The organism is Halorarius halobius, from assembly GCF_024298865.1.
In the GTDB taxonomy this organism is placed as follows: Archaea; Halobacteriota; Halobacteria; order Halobacteriales; family Haloarculaceae; genus Halorarius; species Halorarius halobius.
Map to the genome: position 1 here is coordinate 42,810 of NZ_CP101163.1, position 20,460 is coordinate 63,269.

Consider the following 20,460-nt stretch of genomic DNA (forward strand, 5'->3'; position numbering starts at 1 on the left):
ATTCCGCATCAGAGAGGACCATAGTACTAAACGGGTAAGCCGTCAATAATTCGCATATAGTTATGAGCTTCAACAGCAGATCCTCAAGCAACCGTCGGAGCGAATACCGACTGTTCATCTCGCACTCTTGGGAGTACAGCGACGAGTACAATCGGATGGTAGAACTACTTCGCGACTACCCGAATTTCAGTTTCCGGAATTACTCAGTACCCGAGGTGGATGAGATAGATGCTGACACCGAAGAGGAGCTGGAACAGGCGCTCCGGGAAGACCAGATCAAGCCAGCTACGGTCGTAATAATACTTGGAGGGATGTACGTAGCTCACAGCAAATGGATCAAGAAAGAAACTATTTTAGCTGAAATCGAAAGCAAGCCAATTCTGGGTGTTACACCGCGCGGAAACGAGCAGATGCCCAATTTCGTTGAAGACCACGCAGATCAGATTGTGGGTTGGCAAGGAGAGAGCGTGGTAGAGGGGATTCGAAATCTGGCTGATTAAATCGGTGAGAGTGTGTATGAACTATTGAGGAAGAGTCTGGCTGGCATCAAGACTGTTCCCAACGCCGCGAATCGGGTAGAGTTCAATCGCTTCGTACTCACCATCACCGTCAATATGCCCCAGTTTTGAAAACAGAGATCGGCTCTTGTCGTTCGGTTCGTCGATGGAGTAGACACCATCCTCGCAGTACTCCTGGCACCAAGTCTGAATTAACTCCTCAGCAATCCCCCGGCGCCGGTAATGATCCCGGACATACAGCTGTCGAAGAACCTGTATTCCATCCAGCTCTTCCCAAGTGACGTATCCAGCCGCGTCGTCATCTCGAATATAGAGCAATCCCTGGTGGTTTTCAGGGATATATCGGGCAAAAGAAGAACTCGTGTCACCACCATAGCTAGTCATCGCGCCGATGACTCGTTCTGTTTTGTCTATTGGTCGACCATCAGAATACACGAGAAATGAATCTTCGGCACCGATCTCCACGATGTCATCCGGAGTCGAATTCGTGAAGAGCCACTCAGCACTGAACACCTCATCAAGATCGATTCTACGACCCTGATACTCGATACCGTATAGGCTCATACAGTTATGGCAGCGAAATTCTGCTGATTCCTCGATTTCGGACATTCCCGGAACACGCTCAATTGACGGGTCGTCAATCCCTGAGCAATTGCAGTCCTGTCTAAGTTCCTCAAATTTGTCCCCCTTCCCAGATTGACTATACGGAACAAATCCCATCATCCAATGCTCCTCTAACTTCTCACCGAGTTCCTGAGCGAGTTTTTGAACGACTCTCGCGTCTGTTCCCACAAATGCAACGACAGCATCAAGGAGATCGTCTACGTGAATAATCGGGTCCTCGGACAACTCATATTCTGTGAGCAATTGCCAACCACCGGGTGCCCGGTAGATCATCCGAAGATCATCTTCACAGAGAAGGGAAACAGCGACGACCTCAATCCCGTCATCAGCTTCGATATAGAGAGGAATCGTTTGATTAATCTCCTCACGTTGAGCAAGAGTTTCGAGCCAAGCATAGTCCCCGAGACCCGCAGGAAGTGGAATATTCAAACTCATTTCCGTATCAGAAATCGCTCTGTGACGTTATAAATGATAGGCGACCACCACTATGTAGATATATAAAACCAGCATACCACAAGACGGAATATGGAAACCAAGCGGATCGCTGAGGTCGTGGAAAACATAAATTATTCTTATCTCTTACCCGCGATTCAGCGGGAGTTCGTCTGGGAAACGAGTGACATCGTGGATCTGTTTGATTCCCTGTTACGGGACTATCCAATCGGTGCGCTCCTTCAGTGGAACCTCTCGGCTGAGGAAGCACAGGCTCAGCCCAAATATCGCTTCGTCACCCATTACGTCGACGAACCGAATTTTCCCCAGTCACTCACAACACCGACCCATCGAAACCCCCCGCACAATTCTGAAGACCCACTCCCGTCACCGGTGAAACTAGTCCTCGACGGCCAGCAGCGACTGACCGCGCTCAATATCGGTCTGACCGGATCATTCTACGAGCGGAAACACAACCACCCTCGGAACAAGGCCAGTTCGTGGGTTCAGAAGCGACTCTATCTCAACCTCCTCTCGGACCCGCAGACAGCGGACTCGGAACTCGGCAATAAATACGACTTCTCCTTCCGCTCTGAGAAGTCCGCAACCGCGAATGCATACTGGTATCCAGTCAACCGAATCATGTCCATCTCTGACAACGACGATTTCTATGCAGAACGCCAGGAAATTGAGGGAGAGATCCAGGAGCTGGTCGAGAACCACCCCGAGATAGAGAATTCAGATAGTCTGATTCTCAACGCTCAGCGTAATTTCGAGGATCTCTATCGAGCGGTCCACAAGGACGAGAAGCTCCACTTCTTTACCGAAGACGAGAACGACATCACCCGTGTTCGCGACGTCTTCGTACGGATCAATCAGGGAGGGGTGACACCGAATCGTGCCGAAATCCTCCTGTCGTTGATGACTAGTAGCTGGCAACAGGAGCCGCCGGAAATCAACGCACGGGACGAGGTGCACTCGATGGTCGACGAACTGAACGGGATCATCGACGGTGGGAACGCTCCTTTTGCTACGAAGCACGTCCAGAAGGTACTGCTCGCAATCAACGGCAACGAGATCCAGTATCGGTTCGACAACTACACACTCGACTTGCTGCGGAATCTGAAGGAGATCTGGCTTACCGATACGTTCTCGAACACGATGGAACAACTCGCTGAGCTTCTGAACAGTTACTATCCGACGGTGACCTACATCCTCAGTCCCGCCCTCTACACACCTATCGCCTACTACCTCTACCAGAACGAGAATCCATCGCTCGATTCGACCTCTATAAAAGGACGCGGGCGACGTCGTGACATTCTCTACTATATCTGTGCGGCCCGACTCAACGGATTCACCAGCCAATCATCGAACCAGATCGCAGAACTCGTCCGGGATGTTATCCGAGAGGAAGAGGAGACCTCGGAATTCCCACTTGAGCGGATCAGTGATGAAGTGGCATCCAGTTACGGAACCTCCCTCCGTTTCACCGAAGAAAAGTTGACCACGCTTTTCGAGGAGCTCCAGTACGGGAAGCGCGACATCGAGTTCCTTCTGCAGCTGTCGCACTATCCCGATGAACCGGCACGGGGCAAAGACTACGATATCGACCACATTATCCCGAAGTCAGTCCTCCCGGAGGAGGCAGATGCCGACCGAGTGGGGAACCTCCAGCTGCTGATTGACAAGACGAACAAGATGAAATCCGATGACGACTTCGAGGACTGGATGAACTCCCGAACGGACGACTACAAGCAGACTCACCATATCCCAGAGGGCGCCAAGGAGATGATCTTTGAGGAATTCGTTGATGCTCGGGAGCAGCTCATTATGGAGCACATCCTCGAACACCAACCATTTTAAATATGCTTTATTCTGCATCCAAGTCTCGTGCGTCGAGATCGCCGTTGAGGTACTGTTCACCCTCACTGGTGATATCGTAGACACCGTTGCCTAAGTGGACGAGAAGTCCGTAGGTGACGAGTGTTTTGCACCGAGCGTTGATGTGTTGGCGAGAAAAGCGAACGCGGTCGCTATCTGCCATTTCCTTCGGGGTATCAGGTCCCTCCTCAGAGAGATGTTCTAGAATCCGATCATCAGCTCGAGACATCCAGTCCGCATCAAAGCGCATAATCGCTTGTGGTTGCGCCGGTGCTATCCCAAACGCGCTAAGTCAAGCAGAAAAGCGACGAGATTCTGCAGTTGACTCACAACCTTTTAAATTGCTTCCATCCTAAGCGTAGAGCATACCGATGAATTCCCCACCACCAGACAGTCCGGACCGAACGAGTGACCGCCTCGTTGAAATTATTGAGACACTGGAAACGCGTGGGCTCGAAGACGACGACTATAATTTACAGGATTGGGTGGACGTCGATGCACTATTACAGCTCCTCACCTCATCAAAGGGAGACGTCTCGGTTCGGTTTACTGTTCAGAACGTAGAACTCATCGCGACACCCGACGACATTCGAGTACCGGCCGAGGGTTCTTCGAACCCAGACGAATCATAGAACACCCAGCATCGGAAGCCATAGAAGTACGTACCCCCTCCCACACCTAGAGTGAGAAATGACGCCCAGTTTCCAAATCATACGAATTAACGATCTCTTTCCGATTATTGACGGCAGATGAGAGGTTTGTATCGTCCGATACGGAGGTGGTCGATTGCCTTCTCCGGACTTCTACTTTTCATCTGTACGCTTGGCTGGGTCCTTATCGATGGAGACGATGCCGTAGTCGACTTTCTCGAAGTAGCACTACCAGCCACAATCGGGATTTGTTTGCTTATCGGCGGGATTTGGCTCGAACGAACTCACCAAGAGTCCCGAATCAGTCAACTGGCACTCTGGACAGGTGGTGGGGCGATCACTGGTGTTGCGGTTATTATCTGGTTCATTTTCGTTATCTCGCTCGAACATAATCCAGCCGCTGAGCCGGGGCAACTCGCCCTCAATGGAGCAGGGATTTTCATGGCAGCAGGCATCCTCCTGGGCTACTACGCAACTGGTTTACAGCAGCGCGAACGGGAGCTGGCGCGGTCTGAGGCACGGTTCCGAGCATTGACGGAGAACTCGTCGTTGGGCGTCGTGACTATCGACGAGACGAGCACAATACGGTATGCGAACGACGCTGTCAACGAACTCTTCGGATATGAACAGTCAGCAATAGTTGGCGAACCACTAACGAAGCTAATGCCCGAGGAGTTGCGGGAATCGCATCAGAATGGGCTGGCCAAATATCTCTCAGAGGGGGAACAAACGTTCGACTGGAACGGACTCGAGGCACACGGCCTTCGCGCCGACGGAGAGGAATTCCCGATCGAGATTAGCTTCGGGGAGTATCCTATTGACGGGGATCATCTCTTTACGGGGATCATTCAGGACGTCTCAGATCGGAAAGTGGCAGAGCAACAACTCCGTAATCACACCTCGAAGGTGACACAGCTCCACGAGCTCGCTACCGAAATCACTAGAGCGGACTCGACGACAGCGATACGTCAACACGCTGCTGACGGCGCAGTCAAGTTATTCGATGCTGATGTCGCCCACCTCGCAGTAGTAGAAGGTGACCAACTGGTTCCGGTCACCAGTTCAAACCCTGGTAGTGTAGATGGTTATGACCCGGTACCAACCTCCTTCGGATACGCCGGGGAGAGTTACCAATCGAACACGGTTGTCCGGGTCGACGACCTCGGGGAGACTCGGGGAGTTACGGCGTCGCCAATCCGCGATGGTGGAGTACACCCCGAACCACAGGTCAGCAACGACCCTCGCGCATTGTTGAGTATTCCACTCGGAGAATATGGTGTACTACAGGTGTTTTCGTTTGAGGCGAACGCGTTCGCCGAGCGCGACGAGGAAGTCGCGGAGATGTTATCGACTCACGTCGTGACAGCTCTCGAGCGACTGTCCGCAGAGGCGACGATTCGGCGAGAGCGTGACCGGCTGGAGGAATTTGCCGGTATCCTTTCGCACGATCTCCGGAATCCGTTGAACGTCGCCCGAGGACGGCTCGAATTCATCGATAGCACCGATAACAGTGAACACTTCGACGCCATCGAGCGTGCGTTAGACCGTATGGAACGCCTCATCAAAGATATGCTCACACTCGCTCGACAGGGAGAAGCAGTCGGCGAGACAGAGACGATCTCCCTCAATACTCTTGCTAAACAGGCTTGGCGAAACGTTGATACGGACACTGCGACACTCAAAGTCGAGACGGATCTGCGTCTCAACGCTGATCGCAGTCGCCTCCTCCAAATGTTCGAGAACCTCTATCGAAACGCGATCGACCACGGCGGCGAGGCCGTCACGATTCGTGTTGGAAGCCTTGAGAATGGTGATGGCTTCTTTATCGAAGACACCGGACCAGGGATTTCGACATCCGATCGCGAAGATGTATTCGAGAGCGGGTACACAACAAACCAAGACGGTACGGGTTTCGGGCTCGCGATCGTCAGCCGAATTGTGGAGGCCCACGGTTGGTCGATCGAGGTCACCGATGGCACAGACGGGGGCGCTCGCTTCGAAATTCGGACGTGAAATCCGCTACACAACCACGCTGAAATAGGCCAGTCAGCAGGATCATACGTTGTGTCGCTCACTGTCGATTCCGTCGAAGTAGTACTGGACTCCGTCACCCAATTTTGAGAGCTTAATTATTTGATGAATGAGAATTAATCACACAATGGGATGGTGCGCTACTGCACGAACCCAGATTGTCGTCGATACGACCGCCCGCTCCCCCACGACGCTGGTCCCTGCCCGGACTGTGGCACCGCAGAACTGCGGATTGATGTGGATATCCCCCTCCACGTCTGTTCAGCCTGTGGCACCGCAAATGCCGGGGCGACAGGAGATTGCTGGTCGTGTGGAGCTTCACTCGACGACCAGGTTCGCAAACTCTGACCAAACACAGACGTACAGATCAGTCGGGTCATCAACCACGGCCCGGTAATTACTAACAAGTTTCCAGCATTATACGCAATTGATGACGGACTGGCGATGGGTGACTGACACTGGCGCGGTGGGCGAAATGCCCGTCAGAGTCCTTCCAAATAAACAGGCCGAGTTCCTTGATCTTGATTTCTTAGAGGCCGTTCAAGAGGTCCAAATTAGATATGAACAGGCGGTCAAGACACGAATTGCTCCAGGCGACATGTGTATCTTTACCGCCAGAATTAGTGATGTCAACACCGAGACGGAGCCAACGATAATCACGGTGGAAGTGCTGGACGCCGAGTTCATCCAGCAAGATGAGGAGAATCGCACCGAGATTGATGAAATGATGGAGCATCTTGATGAAGCACGTCAGCGACGGCAGGAACAACGGGCCAACGAAACCTGTGACAATTGTGCTTCAATTGAGAGCGACACCCGATTGTCTGTGGAGCGAAAGCAAGGGGGACGCGATCTACATTACTGCGCACAGTGTGATCGGTTGCTCTCTACCGAAGAGTATCAAGAGTGGATAGAGATTCACGATTAGCTCGAATTGAGAAATCCGTTAGTGACAACGGCGACTCATCGGCGATCAGATTGATCCCGAAACCCTCCTCGGCTTCAAGCACGTAGTCAACATCTTCTTCCAGCATCCCTACCAGCGTTTTTCGACCCCTCAAGAAGTAGAGGACAGAACAACCGATGATCGACATGGATAGCCCACATTCGGTCGAGCAGCTCCGCGACCAATTCGAAGACGAGTGCGTCCTCACCGCGCTTGATCAAGCAGACTCTTCAGAGGGCAAGACCTTGGAAGTTCTCTTCCTCGATGATGAGTCTGGCCGTATCTACCGAGTCCTCAACGCAACTCGTGGCGCACCTGACTCAGGCTGGTTCGTCATCGCCCTCGCAGGACCGAACCCTCAAGACGGTTTCGAGCGCCAGCGTCGCATCCACGACTCCGACACCCACCGAGTCCTCACCACCCAGGTCAAGAAGAACGACCAAGAAACGGGAACTCGATCTTCAGAACCTTGCTCCGAAACACCCGAATAGCGTTCTCGACTTACAGAACGCCCTCAAGAGCATCGTCAGCCAGCACAAGCATAGATTAGCGATCAGAGACGTGGGCGTTTTTCACTCCCCTGCCAGCAGGTGGAGGAATCGCATCGTGAGTTCACACTCCACCGCATCGGCCAGGGACGCATCCGACTCGTCCCCAACGCTGCCTCAGAGTACTGACCGACGTGACGAACGCGCTCGTAATGAAACGATGGATGTCGCGCTCCTCAAGCAGGGCGGCATCTACTCAGTAACCGGCGAGTCCGGGGAGACCTACACTATCGACCTCATCGACGAAACGTGTACTTGTCCGGATTACCAAGATCGCGATCCAGAGGGCGGCTGTAAGCACGTCCGACGTGTCGCTATCGAAGTTGAAGAAGAGACGGTCCCCCGCCCCGACGGGAAACTCCCGTCATCGGCACTCACCACATCAATCCAAGAGGACGACGACAACGACGTCCGTGAGGACGCTGACTACCAGCAGGCAGAAGCCGCCATCATCGACGCCATCCAAGACCGCGAGGAAGAAATCGCCCGGCTTCAGTCAGAGATTGAGGCGCTCGAATTCGTCACCGACACGCTCGAGGCCATCCGCAACCCTGACGAGGACTTTAGTCTCGACGCGATTCGAGACCAGCGGTAGATCACCTACAGCTCCACACCTATGAATTCGTCCACTCACCACGATCGAACGGTAACCATCGACGTGCAGATTCCCCTTGGTGCAACAGAGGACCTCGACGAATCAATTCCAGCCGACATCTACCCCGACTGGCTTCAAGAACGCCTCAATGAGGCGCTCTCCGATCTCTCTGCCACCCCTGACCATCCCGGTGTTCTCGGGGTCGACGTCGACGCCATCACGGTAACCGAAGTCACGAGGCACGAATCGGGCCCCGCTTACCGCCCCAAGTAACTACTATTTCGAGCCCAATTTTTTCTCCTCCGTTACAGAGGCGAAGAGGTTTCAAAAACAGATGACAGACAGCACTCGAGACGAGGACGCCGTTGCCTCGCTCCTCGTCCCTGACGACACCTCACAAGCCGCACTCATTGATCTTTTCGACACGCTGGAACGTGCCGGCTTTGGTATCGCCCTCCGCGATGGCTACGACTCCCAAGACGCCATCGCGTACGACCTCACCACGACCAATTCGCTCACGACATTGTTCCTTCTCCCGGCTCGCCCGAAGACTACGACGCTGCCTATCGAGAGATGCAAACATACATCCTCAGTGGCCCAGCCTTTGAAGCTGCTATCACCGTTCTCGCAGCCCATACGGCAGTCGCAACGCAACACCTCATCGACGGCGAGCGCGCAGATCCAGACATCGACGATCTAGATGAACGCTCACTCGAGTCGGCAATCTCTGAAACCGAGACGCAGATCACTGATGCCCTGTACGAACGGGCCCTAGAGAACGTGGAGGTCGACGTATGACGTCTGAAAAGAACACGCCGGTTCCGATGGCCTGCCCAGAGTGCGGCGGCCGGTCGTTCTCTTGGATCATCGAAGAAGTCCAGTTCGGCGACATCCAGAAGTACGAGAACGATACTTTCGAAGAGGTCGGTATGAAGCGCGGTGAGGTTGTCGGAAGTGACGTTGAAGAGGAAGGCGTCTACTGTACGAATTGCGATGAGCGCCGCGATCGCGACGAGCTCGTTCCTGCCGACGAGGAGACCGCCATCAACCAAGAGAGCGCGTGATTATCCCTTTCATCCCGTCGCCGGAGTAGTCCTGACTCACCAACACCCCCGGACTTCCGTCGTAACCTGATCCGATACTATGTCCAACGCATCCACCACGCCATCCGACGACACCGATTCGGCCGCACCGTTCACCACTCTCAGCCGGCTTGCGTACGCCCACGTGACGCACTCCCCGCTCCACGAACGCTATATGCCCTCGGGCAACTTCGAGGCTGTCGGCGAACCCGGCGAATTCGGCCCGATCGACCCCAAGACCGGGGCTGAATACCGCGCTCTCGGTGGCCTCAACCATCAGTACAACCGCGACTACAAGGTCGGTAGCTCATATCCAAAGACAGTCTTCGTTTACGCCGAGGATGCCTCCGGTGAATCCCTCTCCCACGATACACTCGAAGCCATCCTTGATGATCGGAATCTCTGGTCGGATGCACTTACACCCGTCCTCCTCCCGAAAGGTATCGAAGAAGACCAAGCAACCTGGTACTCCGCGTTCCAATTCCGTCCCCCGGAGCGTGCCCCGAGCCTCCGCCGGGTCAAGCGCCAGCTTGACCGCGTCTTCGACGACGCCGAGATCTATCGCGAAGGCCCGTTCCTCGATGCTCGAATCTGGCACGAGTAGCCGCACCACCTGTTGTTTTTCACCTCCATCTGAAGTGAGGTGCACAAAATGCGATCGTTCCTTCCACCGTCAGAATTCGCTCTCTCGGACCTGCCTGAGAGACTCGATGTCGAACAGCAGCTCAAGAACCGACAAGGAGTCCATATGGCGTTTGCGACGACAGCTCTCACGGTCGACATACTCGGTCGTGATCAAGGCGAACGCCACGATGCCCTGAAGGGACTCGTCCAAGCGTGGGACTACATCGCCCGCCAACACGGCGAGGACGTCCACGTCGAGTACACCGGGAAGCCGTGGCAGTCGCTCAACATCAATGTCATCGATCGCCCCGGCGAGCCCGAAGCAGGAGACGAAATCACCCAATACGGTGTGCTCAACACGGAACGAGACATCCTCCTCAAGCTCGGTCAGTTCGGCCCGACACTCACAACGAACCGTGAGAAGGCGGCCAAGCAGGCACAAGCGGACAGCCACCTCGAACTCGTCGAGGTCACGAGTATTCCGCTCGATCAAAGTCTCTCGCACTAACTAAAAGTGAGTATGACCTCAGAACCCCAGCGCCAGCTTCCCACCGAAACGTCCGACGCCGTCTCCGCACACATCGCCGCCAGTGAAGAGGCCAGTGACCTCACCTTCCAAGACGCCATCGAGGCACTCCGCGAAGGGATCGATGGCTACGGGGACCGGGTTCACGCAACCGCCGAAGTCCTCCGCGACGTCGACGACCTCGGAGTTCCGAACAACATCCTAACCCACCCCCGCATCGAACAAGGTATCTGGCGATACAGCCACGACGCAGACACCGTCCGCCGCGAGATCGAGATCACCATCGAGCGCGAGGCAGACGACGACATCACCGTCGACGAGATTGTCGCCGCGTATCGCGTCGCCGCCGCCCGTCTCGACACGCCTATCGACGTGGACTAACCCACCACGTCCAAATCCGCTAGTAGCCCCGCGGGGTGTCAAACCAGGCAGCTCTCTTCTCAAGCCCTCCATGACAGTCATCGTCATCAACATCAAAGAAGAGCGAATCGACTCCGAAGATCAATCCCCCTCAGACGTTCTTAAGTCACTCCTCATCCCCACCAAATCGCCGGACGATGATACTGTCTGTCCCGAATACGTCCAGAAACTCCTCCGTCAGCTTCCGTCCGACGCACTCAAAATCCGGCAATCAATTCACGAACCAGAGTGGGGATTCGGAGAGCCCTGTCCCATCTGTGGGACCGAAGCCCTGAGCGCCATGACGGTCAGTGAAGACATTTATAACTCGAGTCACGGCGAGTTCGAGTACGTCAAGACTGGCGACGCGAACGGTCCCGTCCTCTCGGTGATCTGCCCCGAGTGCCGGACGTACCTCTCGCACGTCCCGTACCAAAATCTGACCACCTGACCGATGGCATCCATCGACACCGATCCCGACTTGCTGTCGGATACTCACGGCCCTCGCCAAACGCCGTGTGGTGCTTCTTCGACGAGATAGACGATGTCCCAAATCTGGCCGCCGCCGAAGAACAGGGAGAGGCGTGGGAGGCCCTTCTCGACGACGACCGACTCGGAATGGCAGTCGTCGATACCGTCGAGATGTCGTTCGTGAGTCGACTCGCCGTCACACCGATCGCACGACGGGTAGGCATCGCGACCGCAATTCTGGACAGATTCCAAGACGAGTATTCGCGCCTCCACTGTCGCGTTCACAAGGAAAATCTGGCAGGTATCAGACTCGTCGAATCCACCGCGTTCCACCGGAAACAGGAGGGTCGCCACGGCGAGCTTCGGTGGTACGATATACAGGTCAACGACGTCGGGGAGGGAGACCAATTCGACATGGAGAGCGACACTACCGCAGTATCCTCAACGTCCGCTTCAACGGCGTCCCGATCAGGAGGTAACCGATGATCGACCACGACACCCGTATCAACCCCGATTGGACCGTTGCACAGCTCCTCGATCTCTACGACGGCCATACGTACGAGACGAAGCACGACCATCCCGACCGCTTCATCTGCGACTTTTGCGCCGCTGGCGTCGCCTATTCGAGCACTCCCCGTGTCGCACAGTACGTTACCGACCGCGTCCTCAATCCCGACCATCCCGTCTGGCAGTCCAAAATACGCGAGCATCCTGGGAAGCGCCCGCTCACGCCACTCGCGACCTACTGCGAGGACTGCGCCGCGCGCCGCCTCTACTTTCCGTGTGAGGGCTTCAACGAGGCCCGAGTGTTCTTCACCCTCGAAGAGGATCGCACGATGTCGAATCCCGAGGTTACGGACGTCTCGTCGGCCGACGACGGGATACCCTGGAACCCCCGTGAACTCTCCGAAAAGATCACAGGCGTCCCTTGGGAGGCGAACGCCATCCTTGCTGGAGATGAACTCTGGGGGCCCGAAAATATGGTCACAGTCTTTCTCTCGATGGGAAGTGGTGTCGACATCCGCGAACTCGTTAAGTGGGACGGATCACTCGATCCGCAAGTCCTCGGCCACGCACGCTGTGAGTATCGCGCGTTCACTCGGAAGATGCTCGAGAAGGGACAGACTCGAACTGCGTTCCGTGACCACGTTCGCGGAGACAACTGACGTTTGGCACTGCCGGGAGGTGGAGTTTTTTCGTCGCCGATAGACAGCGAGCGCCTCTTATGACCGACTCAACCAGAACTCCTCAAGCGCAGCTCACGGGGCTCGACTACAAGGGACACGTCCTCGAACAACCTCCTGCGGAGCGAGTAACGGCTTCCGTGGAGACAGCCGAAGACCTCTACGCGGCAGACGAAGGCGACCTTCTCTGGATCGATGGCACCGAATACGCGGTCGTCAAGCGAAACTTCGGGATCTTCCACAGCCCGCTCTCAGTCGTCGCCGAAGACGGCACACAAGGGCGGCTCATCGGGGGCACCATCAACCAGCAGTCGTCGATAGCCGGCATCGCGTGGACACACGACCTCCCCGAAGACGACGACGATCGCGCCCCGCAGCCGAGTGACTTGCTTGCGCGGTTTGACCGCGTCTACCGCCTCGAGGAAGACCGCCTCGACTGTCTCCACACCTGGACGCCCGATAGCGATCATCGCGTCTGCCCCGCGTGTGAAGAACGCAGTGGCGAACCGATACGTATCGAACAGCAGGCCGGAAAGGCCGTCGAACTCCGACAGTGTACGAACACCGACTGCCAACACATCTATCGGTACGTTCGACCCTTCCCGGAACCGGATACCGCAGCCCTCCTCATTTCTACGGGCACAGTGGACTCTCCCGCGCTCGGATCGGGATACACCACGAGTGAAACCGTCGACGAGTATGAACTCTCAGGAGTCTTCCGCTGTACCGAGCAGGACGATTTCAAGTTTCCCGTCGAGACGAACCGTGGTCGCGACGACGGCTTTTACTCAGCCTCTGAAGTCGCCGCGTTCTGCAACCCAAAGCTCGATCACGACGATCCCGACAACCGCTTCGGTACCGTCACCGTCGACACCAACGACCGCACTGGGGGAACAGTCATCCGATGGCGCGACGCACCAGGGAGTCAAGCGAGGATGACCGTCGAGTTTCAGGAGCTCGTCGGCGGAACGGGCTCGCCCACGCCGGACTACGACCGCGCTCTCGGCTGGAGCCTCAACCGAGACGCGTTCACCGCAATTGTCGACCAGACTGGCCCAACCTGTTCCGACACGTATCCTGACATTTCCTCTCAACAGAGCGAACCCAACGATTACACAACTGCCTGAATCACCGACCGTTAATACCAGCGAGCCTGCAACCGATACACACGACGCGAATAGCGATGGCCACAGATAGTACATTCGAAGAGGACGTCATCTACCTCTGGCGAACGCTTCGCTCCATCGTCCTCGTACTCGTCTTCATCTTCGGCGCGATCATTACCAGTCTCATCGTCGGCTATGTGGGCATCGTCGTTCTCGATCAGGCCTCCCCAGTTGCCCAGCAGTCAGAGACGGCACGCTTCCTCGCCTCCGCCGCGTTTAGTGAACTCGGATATGCGATCTTTGTCAGTGGTCTCCTCTACTGGAAAACGGACCTCCTCCCCGCAGGCCTTCGCTTCCGTCGTCCGACCCACCGCGACGCCCGCTGGATACTCGGCGGCATTCTCGTGATGATTGTCACAGAATACGTACTCACGTCCCTCTTCACGTTTTTCAACGCTCCAACTGCACAGAACGCGGCTGCGATCGAGGCCACCAAACACGCCTCCCTTTCGATGTTCGGCGGGCTCATCGTCCTATCCCTTCTTATCACTGGACCCTGCGAGGAAATCCTGTTTCGCGGCCTCATTCAAGGGTATCTCCGCAGGCACTTCTCTGCCATCGGAGCAATACTCCTCGCCAGCCTCTTTTTCGCGAGCGTGCATCTCTTCGCCTTGCAGGGATCTTTGAGCGGCATCCGAAATGTCCTCCTCTCACTCTTTGCGCTATCACTCATCCTCGGCTTCGCCTACGAGCGTACCGACTCACTCTTCGTCCCGATCCTCATTCACGGTAGCTATAACGCTATCCTCTTCGCCAATCTCGGCCTCAGTAACCTCTACTAACGGCCGTCCCGGTCTCACCCAAGCCATCCCGCTGTTCACACCTATTCTACCGGTATTTTTTAATATCGGATATACGACGAGTGGGCTATGCGTTTCGCATTAGCAGAAGCGAACTGGGGAGACGACGACGGCACCACGTCGCTCGCAATCGTGACACCAACAGACCTCGATCGGCCCTCAGAGTACGGCCGGGCCGCAACGGGCTATCAAACCGCTGAAATCGGCTACGAATTCGACTCCACATACGATCCAACCGTCAACGACCACCCCGATCCGACTCCCGTCGTCTTCTACCCCAACGAACTCCGCGACATCATTACGGAAGTCCGGAATACGCTCCCCGTTGATCCATTCTCACCCGCGAACTTCGATGTTCTCGCCGATTGGGCTGACAACCAGGAGGGTGGAGAAGGGCTTCTCGCGGAGATCGGTACAAACGAAAAAGGAAAATGGTGTAAGCAGCTCAAGATGCTCCGAAACGACGGCGGCCACCCCTATCTCAAAGTCCAGCGCGGCGCCCACCACACTTGGCTCCGCGGATCGCCGACCCTCGGTCGCAAAGAATTCGAGGGCGTCTTCGGAAACGTCACCGTCATCTAATCACCAGGATCAGTCCCCCTTCGGATTGACAGGCGCGATATACTCGTTCTTCCAACTGTCACCGTCTCGCCATTGCCAATAATAATACCTGTATCCCTGTTTCGGTTCCTTCACCGTGATGTAGGCCCCTGTAGCGGGGACATCATCGTAGTCGTCGGGATCCACCGAGACACCCTGCCCCTCGAGGTCCTCGACGACATCATCGTCGACGGCATCCTCTGGAGCGGTATCTGGAGACGCAGGTAGTTGCTCCCGCTTCCAATTGGCGAGAGCCTGTGCGTAGTCAGCCAAGTCCTCCAGCTCCTCGACCGATAATTCGTCCACCGTGTCTCGAACGTGTGCCGGAAGATTAGGTCCAGAGGGGCGCTCAGTGTCGTCCGTCATTAGTTACCCCACAGAGGGGCACATCCATAACTATTGTGGGGTAACTCGCGATGAGCACTCTCCGGTTGCTTTCTCGCCCCCCACAGGAGGTGGAGGTAACTACGGATGTCTACCCACCAGATCACCCCGGCGGACGAGCACCTCCCACCGCTCGAACTTCCCCCAGGCGCGCTCGACGCATCACACCCAGACTATGAGAACACCACGGGTAGTGACCCACCGGAGACCGAACCGATCGAGCACCGCATCCGTCTCGACATCATCGAGGCTGGCGGGCTCTTGTCTCACGACACCCACGCCCCCACCCCGCTCGCCCGGCAGTACATCCAAAAAACGCTCGTCGATACTTACGAAAGCGAACGCCGGTTCTTCCCCTCCTACGACTGCCTCGATGACTTCCTCGACGAGGCTCCTGCCTTCCTCACAGGTGAGCTCGAACCCCATTACCACGAGCTCGAGCAGATTCGCGCCAATCGCCGAAAGTGGTACACGGAACTCATCCCGAAAAATCTCGACACTATTCAAGGAACAGCCGACTCCCTCCTCCCCCTCCACGCAAACACTTTCCACGGAGTCGTCATCGTCGACGCGAACACCGATCCCATCGAGTATGCCGACGAACACGACCTCGATGTAGACGACATCATTCGGGAAGCCCAGCTCGATAACCACATCCTGCCCGCCGAATACGGGATCACTCTCCCGGCACCGCTTCTCGTCGGGGAATTCGCCAGCGGGTCCACTTACGCATTCCTTCCCTGGTCAGACGCTGTCGTCTGTGGCTGTCCCTACAAGCAGACGAACAAGTGGGCGGTGATGTGCAAACACGAACTGGCGGCTGCGTCTTGTCTCGCCAACGCTTACGAAGGAGACGTTGATGCCAAGTACCTTCTCCCGATCGACGTCGGTGTTGACATCCCGCAGCGCGCCCGTCGGTTCGTCAGCCCGACCGTCGCCGCCACTCACACGCCCCGGAAGCAACGGTGATCACGATGACGCACTCTATCGCAGACTCGGGGAGCCACCCCCAACTGCAGTGGCTTATTCGCGGGTCGCCCGCGATTACGCTCACTGAAGCGCTCTACGACGCCATCCCTGTTGAGGTCCTCGACAACACCGTTGTCGACGCTGACGTCTATTATCACGTCGCGACTGACACCATCATCGTCGTCCAATTCGATACGGTCCAAACCGTCCTCGAACGGGACGGTGCTCCTCTCCGTTGCCCACACGACAACGACCCTGCTTCTTGTCCGTCGTGTCCCACTCAAGGCAATACGACCGATTGCGATTCACTCGATAGCACCGACCACCAGCCACACGACCCGTCACCAGCCTGTTCATGAGTCCCGATGTCCTGCAGACTTCACACGGTCGACGAGAGCCTTCCCAAGCACCCCACTCCTCCTGACTATGCAGATCGACACAGCCACCTTCACCAAGATCCAGACTTATCGCGTTACCGCTGACCCGGTCGTCGCGAGTGACCACGCCGCCGGCGCCGCTAATTTCGAAGACGGTATCCACGAGGAACGCTGCGCACTCGTTGAGGACACTCCGACAGGTGAGCGTGTACCCGTCGCAACGTGGGGCGAGCTCGCGGCACTCTGTTCGACGGCCTCCCTCACGCACGCCGCATTCACGAACGCGGAGTTCGTCAGCCTCTACCAGTACGCCTTCCGCCAGTACCTCGACGGGATCGCCGGCAATGACCAGGAAATGGACGCGATGCTTCCCTCGAACTCCCCGATCCTCCCCGCAGACGACGAAATTCGCGATAGAGCCCGTGACCTCCGCGAAGCGCTCAAGCGCGACCGCGACCGCTGGTTCACCGAGCACGTCAATGAACTCGACATCGAAACCGACGGTGTCCCGACGGCATTCTGGCTCCACGATTCCACGACAACGGCAGCAGAATTTCTCGCCGAGTGGTTCGCGGCCGGTGAGGACTCCGAACGGCTTCTCCAAAGCCTCCCCAGTCTCCCCGGACAGACACTCGGCGTCGAAGTCGAGACGTCCGAGAGTACGTCCACTGGGACAGCAGGTCCAACCGACCCCGTGCAGGCCGGTCTCGATATGTTCTAATGGGATTGTAAAAAATCCAGAGATTCATTTAGTACAACTCTAAGGACTGATAGGATAGGTGTGCGATATACACTGTGTTTGAGTAAAAACGCCTCTCGAGAGATTTTAGAGGTGCTCGAGATCTACGTAACGTTCATTCAGGAGAACAGAGATATTGACAACTTGGGCTAGGTGAGATCGAGAACCAAGTACCTTCACCCAGCCAATTTATTGTCATCCCAGTGGCTGAATCTCATATGGCTGACGAAAAATACGGTCGAATGAGTGAGGAGGCACGTTCATCCTTAGACCACTTAATCGAAAATCAGAATCAATTCAGTGATCATTCGATTGAGGTAATTAAAATTAACCTCTTAGTAGGGAGCCTGGTTCTTACAGCAGGTTCGTTCTTAGCAAACAGTGTCGGTATAACTCCAATCCCGACGAAGGCGTACATATCTGGGGGTGTCGCGGTCTTAGCGTGGTTGGGTTCAATTCTGATGGCTGAACTCACCTATTTTGGAATCCGGACGCACATCGGCGTTAGTCACTCGGCTATTGAGCACTTTCCCGATGTAGAAATTGAAGATATAGAAGAAGTATTATTGAGGAGTTATTCAGATATGCTCCAATATAGCGCTGAAGAGAACCGATCCACCGCTAGGCACATTATGCTTTCATTCGCACTCACGACGCTCTCGATAGTTGCGTTCTGTTTGACCGGAATCTTCCTAACCTGATACGTTGGGACGGATCTCAGTCGAAGCTGAGGGTCAAATTCCGACTCAACGGGTATGAGACATTTTATTTTGTTGCTGTTTGAATTCGAGCACTATGAGTCGTGTGATGACTTTCCTCTCAAATAAGAGGCTGACTCTCTCGTTCATAGTGATTCTCCTCATTACCTATCTACTAGAACTTCTCACCATCGCCCAGTTGGGAATAGAGACGTTCGAGTTCTGGTTTCTCTTTACTCCAGGATTCGATCCCACACCGGCATGGATACTCTCCTTGTTTGCTCACGGAACAGTCCGACACCTGGGCATCAATATCGTTGGGATTCTGGTATACGGACTGGTGCTGGAGCGATACGTAGCGCGGAAGACGTATCTTGGTGTCTACGTCTTAACTGGTCTCCTCGCAGGACTCATCCACACAAACCTGACTGACAACATCGGAGCTGGGGCGAGTGGTGCAATTATGGGAGTCGTCGGCTTCTATGCCATCGTGTATCTGGCGTTGTACCGGCCGAATGGGTGGAACGATCCATTGGAGAATGTCCGCTATGTCCTTGCCATCCTCGGGCCATTCGTAATTGGTTCACAGTACGCTGTTGACATCTACGTCAACAATGGTGGATATGCCCATGTCTCCGGTGGAATCATAGGAATTCTTCTGGGACTCGTCTACGCGAGGTCTCAGGTGGAGAGTTCTATCTCCAGAACAATCGAGGCAGCCAGAGAGTCTCCGTTCCGAACGGCGCTCTTGGTACTGATCTTGGCCGAGACAGCAGTGATAGTCTACCTCCTGATAGTGATTCCAGAGAACCCAGCAACCTCAACGGCAGTCCAAGCCGGAGCCACGATCATCCTGGTTCTCATCACGATCTGGTACGCAGACCACACGAGACGGAGCGCCGACCTCTTCCGACGTGAACTGGAATTGGAGACCCAACGGAACCATGCCGATACCCTCCAGATTCGTACTGACAAGTGGTTAGAATATTTCCCATCCGTTCGTGAGACTGATGTCCCGCTATTCGTAGATAGAGATTCGATGCACGCAGTTCCGGTGAGTCTCCGAGGGGATCCGTACTTCGAAGATCTCACAACGAATCACGCCTCAGACCTCCGAGACTCTGTAGATCATATAGACAACCTATACTCTGAATTTTTGGATATTCGCGATGATTTCGTGAATACCCTAAGTATCGACGTGTATCCTGATATGAGGCAGGTCGATGTTCTTGAGGAGAACTACGCCAAATGGCTGTTCGAGCGAGTGCTACTGTTGGAGCGGACGGGCAAGGACAAAGAGGATCTCAAATCAGCAGTCGGTGACGCCTTCGAAACCAGCGCAGAGGAGGAAGACGAACACTTCCGATTGCTTGGAGATACTGACCAATTTCGGAGGAGACCGATCATGCTCTATCACTACAAGCGGTCCCTTGCGAACAGCCGAAAGGAACCGTACATGTTCCGTATGTACGCCAGAGCTCCGCAGATGCATATTGACGATATTGAGTCGGTATCAGGATACTCTGATGCAGTCGACGCTGCTGAACTGCTTGACGACATCGAGATGGAACTCGGGGAGTTAGAAAAGAAACTGATTGAGTATAATGAAGCTCCCAGGTTCGAGGGTGAGTGCGGTCTGATACTGGACATCGAATAGGTACTGGATTCTTTCACGTCTGGACAGCTCCCGATGCCCCTCAATCAGTCGCCGGCTTCGACCACTTCGACAAGGTAGCTGTCAAAGCCATCGACGACCGCGTACAAGACTTCCACAACCGTGCTCCGGTCGCGACCGTCGACGCCGTGGAGGACCACCGTTCGGGTAGTGTTGTCCGAGCGATCGACAAAGCCGTCGATTGGATGGAAGCAGTCTCTCCCGGCGCTTGGAAGCACCCTGCTGATAACGAGGCTGTGTTCGACCCTCCACCCGGTTATGAACTCACGCACTACTACATCGAGAGCAGAGAGGAAATCGTCTACTACCATAGAGAAGGTACTCACGAAGGTCAGCGACCTACGGGGAGCACGACCGCAGTCGGTCTCGAAGTGACCACTAAAACAGATCCATACTTTGTCGTCAAAGTGGGGCGAGACAGCGGTAACGCTACCGTCGCGCTCGCCCCGTGGGACTATGCACACGAAACTGAGATGGTCGACATCCGAAATCCACCCGACGGATACGGACCCAACATCGCATTAACGATCGCTCGCAACTA

Annotated in this window: 26 protein-coding genes; 21 read left to right on the forward strand and 5 right to left on the reverse strand. The window is 55.4% G+C overall.

The window, feature by feature from the left end:
- The first annotated feature begins 62 nt into the window (after positions 1 to 62).
- Positions 63 to 500 carry a TIR domain-containing protein gene (locus NL112_RS21370; protein ID WP_254841526.1) on the forward strand — a complete coding sequence of 146 codons (438 nt, stop codon included), beginning with the start codon at positions 63 to 65 and terminating at the stop codon, positions 498 to 500.
- Positions 501 to 521: 21 nt separating this feature from the next.
- On the opposite strand, the gene NL112_RS21375 is transcribed toward NL112_RS21370, so the two are convergent.
- Complete coding sequence (locus tag NL112_RS21375; RefSeq protein WP_254841527.1) at positions 522 to 1,577, reverse strand: GNAT family N-acetyltransferase; 1,056 nt, start codon at positions 1,575 to 1,577, stop codon at positions 522 to 524.
- Positions 1,578 to 1,667: 90 nt separating this feature from the next.
- Between NL112_RS21375 and NL112_RS21380 the strand changes: the two genes are divergently transcribed.
- Positions 1,668 to 3,437, forward strand: a complete 1,770-nt coding sequence (locus NL112_RS21380; RefSeq protein ID WP_254841528.1) for a DUF262 domain-containing protein — start codon at positions 1,668 to 1,670, stop codon at positions 3,435 to 3,437.
- Positions 3,438 to 3,444: 7 nt separating this feature from the next.
- Here NL112_RS21380 and NL112_RS21385 read toward each other — a convergent pair whose 3' ends face one another.
- Positions 3,445 to 3,705, reverse strand: coding sequence for a MarR family transcriptional regulator (locus NL112_RS21385; protein WP_254841529.1), 261 nt, complete (start codon positions 3,703 to 3,705; stop codon positions 3,445 to 3,447).
- An 841-nt stretch (positions 3,706 to 4,546) separates the two neighbouring features.
- Between NL112_RS21385 and NL112_RS21395 the strand changes: the two genes are divergently transcribed.
- The 4 genes from NL112_RS21395 to NL112_RS21410 all read left to right on the forward strand — a co-directional run bounded on the left by NL112_RS21395 (position 4,547) and on the right by NL112_RS21410 (position 8,225).
- Positions 4,547 to 6,118 carry a PAS domain S-box protein gene (locus NL112_RS21395; protein WP_254841531.1) on the forward strand — a complete coding sequence of 524 codons (1,572 nt, stop codon included), beginning with the start codon at positions 4,547 to 4,549 and terminating at the stop codon, positions 6,116 to 6,118.
- Positions 6,119 to 6,584: 466 nt separating this feature from the next.
- Entirely contained in the window at positions 6,585 to 7,064 is a 480-nt protein-coding gene (locus tag NL112_RS21400) for a hypothetical protein (protein ID WP_254841532.1), read from the forward strand.
- A gap of 155 nt (positions 7,065 to 7,219) precedes the next feature.
- On the forward strand, positions 7,220 to 7,573 hold the full coding sequence (locus tag NL112_RS21405; RefSeq protein ID WP_254841533.1) for a hypothetical protein: 354 nt from the start codon (positions 7,220 to 7,222) through the stop codon (positions 7,571 to 7,573).
- 217 nt (positions 7,574 to 7,790) lie between these two features.
- The gene (locus NL112_RS21410; protein WP_049984721.1) at positions 7,791 to 8,225 is read left to right on the forward strand and encodes a hypothetical protein; all 435 of its coding nucleotides are present in this window, start codon (positions 7,791 to 7,793) and stop codon (positions 8,223 to 8,225) included.
- A gap of 102 nt (positions 8,226 to 8,327) precedes the next feature.
- On the opposite strand, the gene NL112_RS21415 is transcribed toward NL112_RS21410, so the two are convergent.
- Positions 8,328 to 8,468 (reverse strand): hypothetical protein, encoded by a 141-nt coding sequence (locus NL112_RS21415; protein WP_254841534.1) that lies wholly within the window; start codon positions 8,466 to 8,468, stop codon positions 8,328 to 8,330.
- 330 nt (positions 8,469 to 8,798) lie between these two features.
- Here NL112_RS21415 and NL112_RS21420 point away from each other — a divergent pair, with 330 nt between their 5' ends.
- From NL112_RS21420 to NL112_RS21470, 11 genes are all read left to right on the forward strand, one after another.
- Complete coding sequence (locus NL112_RS21420; protein WP_254841535.1) at positions 8,799 to 9,023, forward strand: hypothetical protein; 225 nt, start codon at positions 8,799 to 8,801, stop codon at positions 9,021 to 9,023.
- The gene (locus NL112_RS21425; RefSeq protein WP_211087428.1) at positions 9,020 to 9,289 is read left to right on the forward strand and encodes a hypothetical protein; all 270 of its coding nucleotides are present in this window, start codon (positions 9,020 to 9,022) and stop codon (positions 9,287 to 9,289) included. The genes NL112_RS21420 and NL112_RS21425 overlap by 4 nt, the downstream gene beginning before the upstream one ends.
- Before the next feature lie 79 nt (positions 9,290 to 9,368).
- The gene (locus tag NL112_RS21430; RefSeq protein WP_254841536.1) at positions 9,369 to 9,911 is read left to right on the forward strand and encodes a hypothetical protein; all 543 of its coding nucleotides are present in this window, start codon (positions 9,369 to 9,371) and stop codon (positions 9,909 to 9,911) included.
- 48 nt (positions 9,912 to 9,959) lie between these two features.
- Positions 9,960 to 10,439, forward strand: a complete 480-nt coding sequence (locus tag NL112_RS21435; protein WP_254841537.1) for a hypothetical protein — start codon at positions 9,960 to 9,962, stop codon at positions 10,437 to 10,439.
- Between the two features lie 12 nt (positions 10,440 to 10,451).
- Positions 10,452 to 10,838 (forward strand): hypothetical protein, encoded by a 387-nt coding sequence (locus NL112_RS21440; RefSeq protein ID WP_254841538.1) that lies wholly within the window; start codon positions 10,452 to 10,454, stop codon positions 10,836 to 10,838.
- A 70-nt stretch (positions 10,839 to 10,908) separates the two neighbouring features.
- Positions 10,909 to 11,307: a hypothetical protein gene (locus NL112_RS21445; RefSeq protein WP_254841539.1), complete on the forward strand. Its 399-nt coding sequence runs from the start codon at positions 10,909 to 10,911 to the stop codon at positions 11,305 to 11,307.
- A 65-nt stretch (positions 11,308 to 11,372) separates the two neighbouring features.
- Complete coding sequence (locus NL112_RS21450) at positions 11,373 to 11,813, forward strand: N-acetyltransferase (RefSeq protein WP_254841540.1); 441 nt, start codon at positions 11,373 to 11,375, stop codon at positions 11,811 to 11,813.
- The gene (locus NL112_RS21455) at positions 11,810 to 12,493 is read left to right on the forward strand and encodes a hypothetical protein (RefSeq protein ID WP_254841541.1); all 684 of its coding nucleotides are present in this window, start codon (positions 11,810 to 11,812) and stop codon (positions 12,491 to 12,493) included. Before NL112_RS21450 ends, NL112_RS21455 begins: the two co-directional genes overlap by 4 nt.
- A gap of 59 nt (positions 12,494 to 12,552) precedes the next feature.
- Complete coding sequence (locus NL112_RS21460) at positions 12,553 to 13,638, forward strand: hypothetical protein (protein WP_254841542.1); 1,086 nt, start codon at positions 12,553 to 12,555, stop codon at positions 13,636 to 13,638.
- 56 nt (positions 13,639 to 13,694) lie between these two features.
- The gene (locus NL112_RS21465) at positions 13,695 to 14,459 is read left to right on the forward strand and encodes a CPBP family intramembrane glutamic endopeptidase (RefSeq protein ID WP_254841543.1); all 765 of its coding nucleotides are present in this window, start codon (positions 13,695 to 13,697) and stop codon (positions 14,457 to 14,459) included.
- 87 nt (positions 14,460 to 14,546) lie between these two features.
- A complete protein-coding gene (locus tag NL112_RS21470) occupies positions 14,547 to 15,059 on the forward strand; it encodes a hypothetical protein (RefSeq protein ID WP_254841544.1) in 513 nt (170 codons plus the stop codon).
- A gap of 9 nt (positions 15,060 to 15,068) precedes the next feature.
- Here NL112_RS21470 and NL112_RS21475 read toward each other — a convergent pair whose 3' ends face one another.
- A complete protein-coding gene (locus tag NL112_RS21475) occupies positions 15,069 to 15,443 on the reverse strand; it encodes a hypothetical protein (RefSeq protein WP_081926995.1) in 375 nt (124 codons plus the stop codon).
- A gap of 105 nt (positions 15,444 to 15,548) precedes the next feature.
- Here NL112_RS21475 and NL112_RS21480 point away from each other — a divergent pair, with 105 nt between their 5' ends.
- From NL112_RS21480 to NL112_RS21495, 4 genes are all read left to right on the forward strand, one after another.
- Complete coding sequence (locus NL112_RS21480) at positions 15,549 to 16,430, forward strand: hypothetical protein (RefSeq protein ID WP_254841545.1); 882 nt, start codon at positions 15,549 to 15,551, stop codon at positions 16,428 to 16,430.
- A gap of 426 nt (positions 16,431 to 16,856) precedes the next feature.
- Positions 16,857 to 17,528: a hypothetical protein gene (locus NL112_RS21485; protein ID WP_254841546.1), complete on the forward strand. Its 672-nt coding sequence runs from the start codon at positions 16,857 to 16,859 to the stop codon at positions 17,526 to 17,528.
- 236 nt (positions 17,529 to 17,764) lie between these two features.
- Positions 17,765 to 18,247 carry a hypothetical protein gene (locus tag NL112_RS21490; protein WP_123622939.1) on the forward strand — a complete coding sequence of 161 codons (483 nt, stop codon included), beginning with the start codon at positions 17,765 to 17,767 and terminating at the stop codon, positions 18,245 to 18,247.
- A 106-nt stretch (positions 18,248 to 18,353) separates the two neighbouring features.
- The gene (locus NL112_RS21495; protein WP_049984739.1) at positions 18,354 to 19,901 is read left to right on the forward strand and encodes a rhomboid family intramembrane serine protease; all 1,548 of its coding nucleotides are present in this window, start codon (positions 18,354 to 18,356) and stop codon (positions 19,899 to 19,901) included.
- A 44-nt stretch (positions 19,902 to 19,945) separates the two neighbouring features.
- Here the strand turns inward: NL112_RS21495 and NL112_RS21500 are convergent, their stop codons facing one another.
- Positions 19,946 to 20,230, reverse strand: a complete 285-nt coding sequence (locus NL112_RS21500; RefSeq protein ID WP_254841547.1) for a hypothetical protein — start codon at positions 20,228 to 20,230, stop codon at positions 19,946 to 19,948.
- Positions 20,231 to 20,460 lie beyond the last annotated feature (230 nt).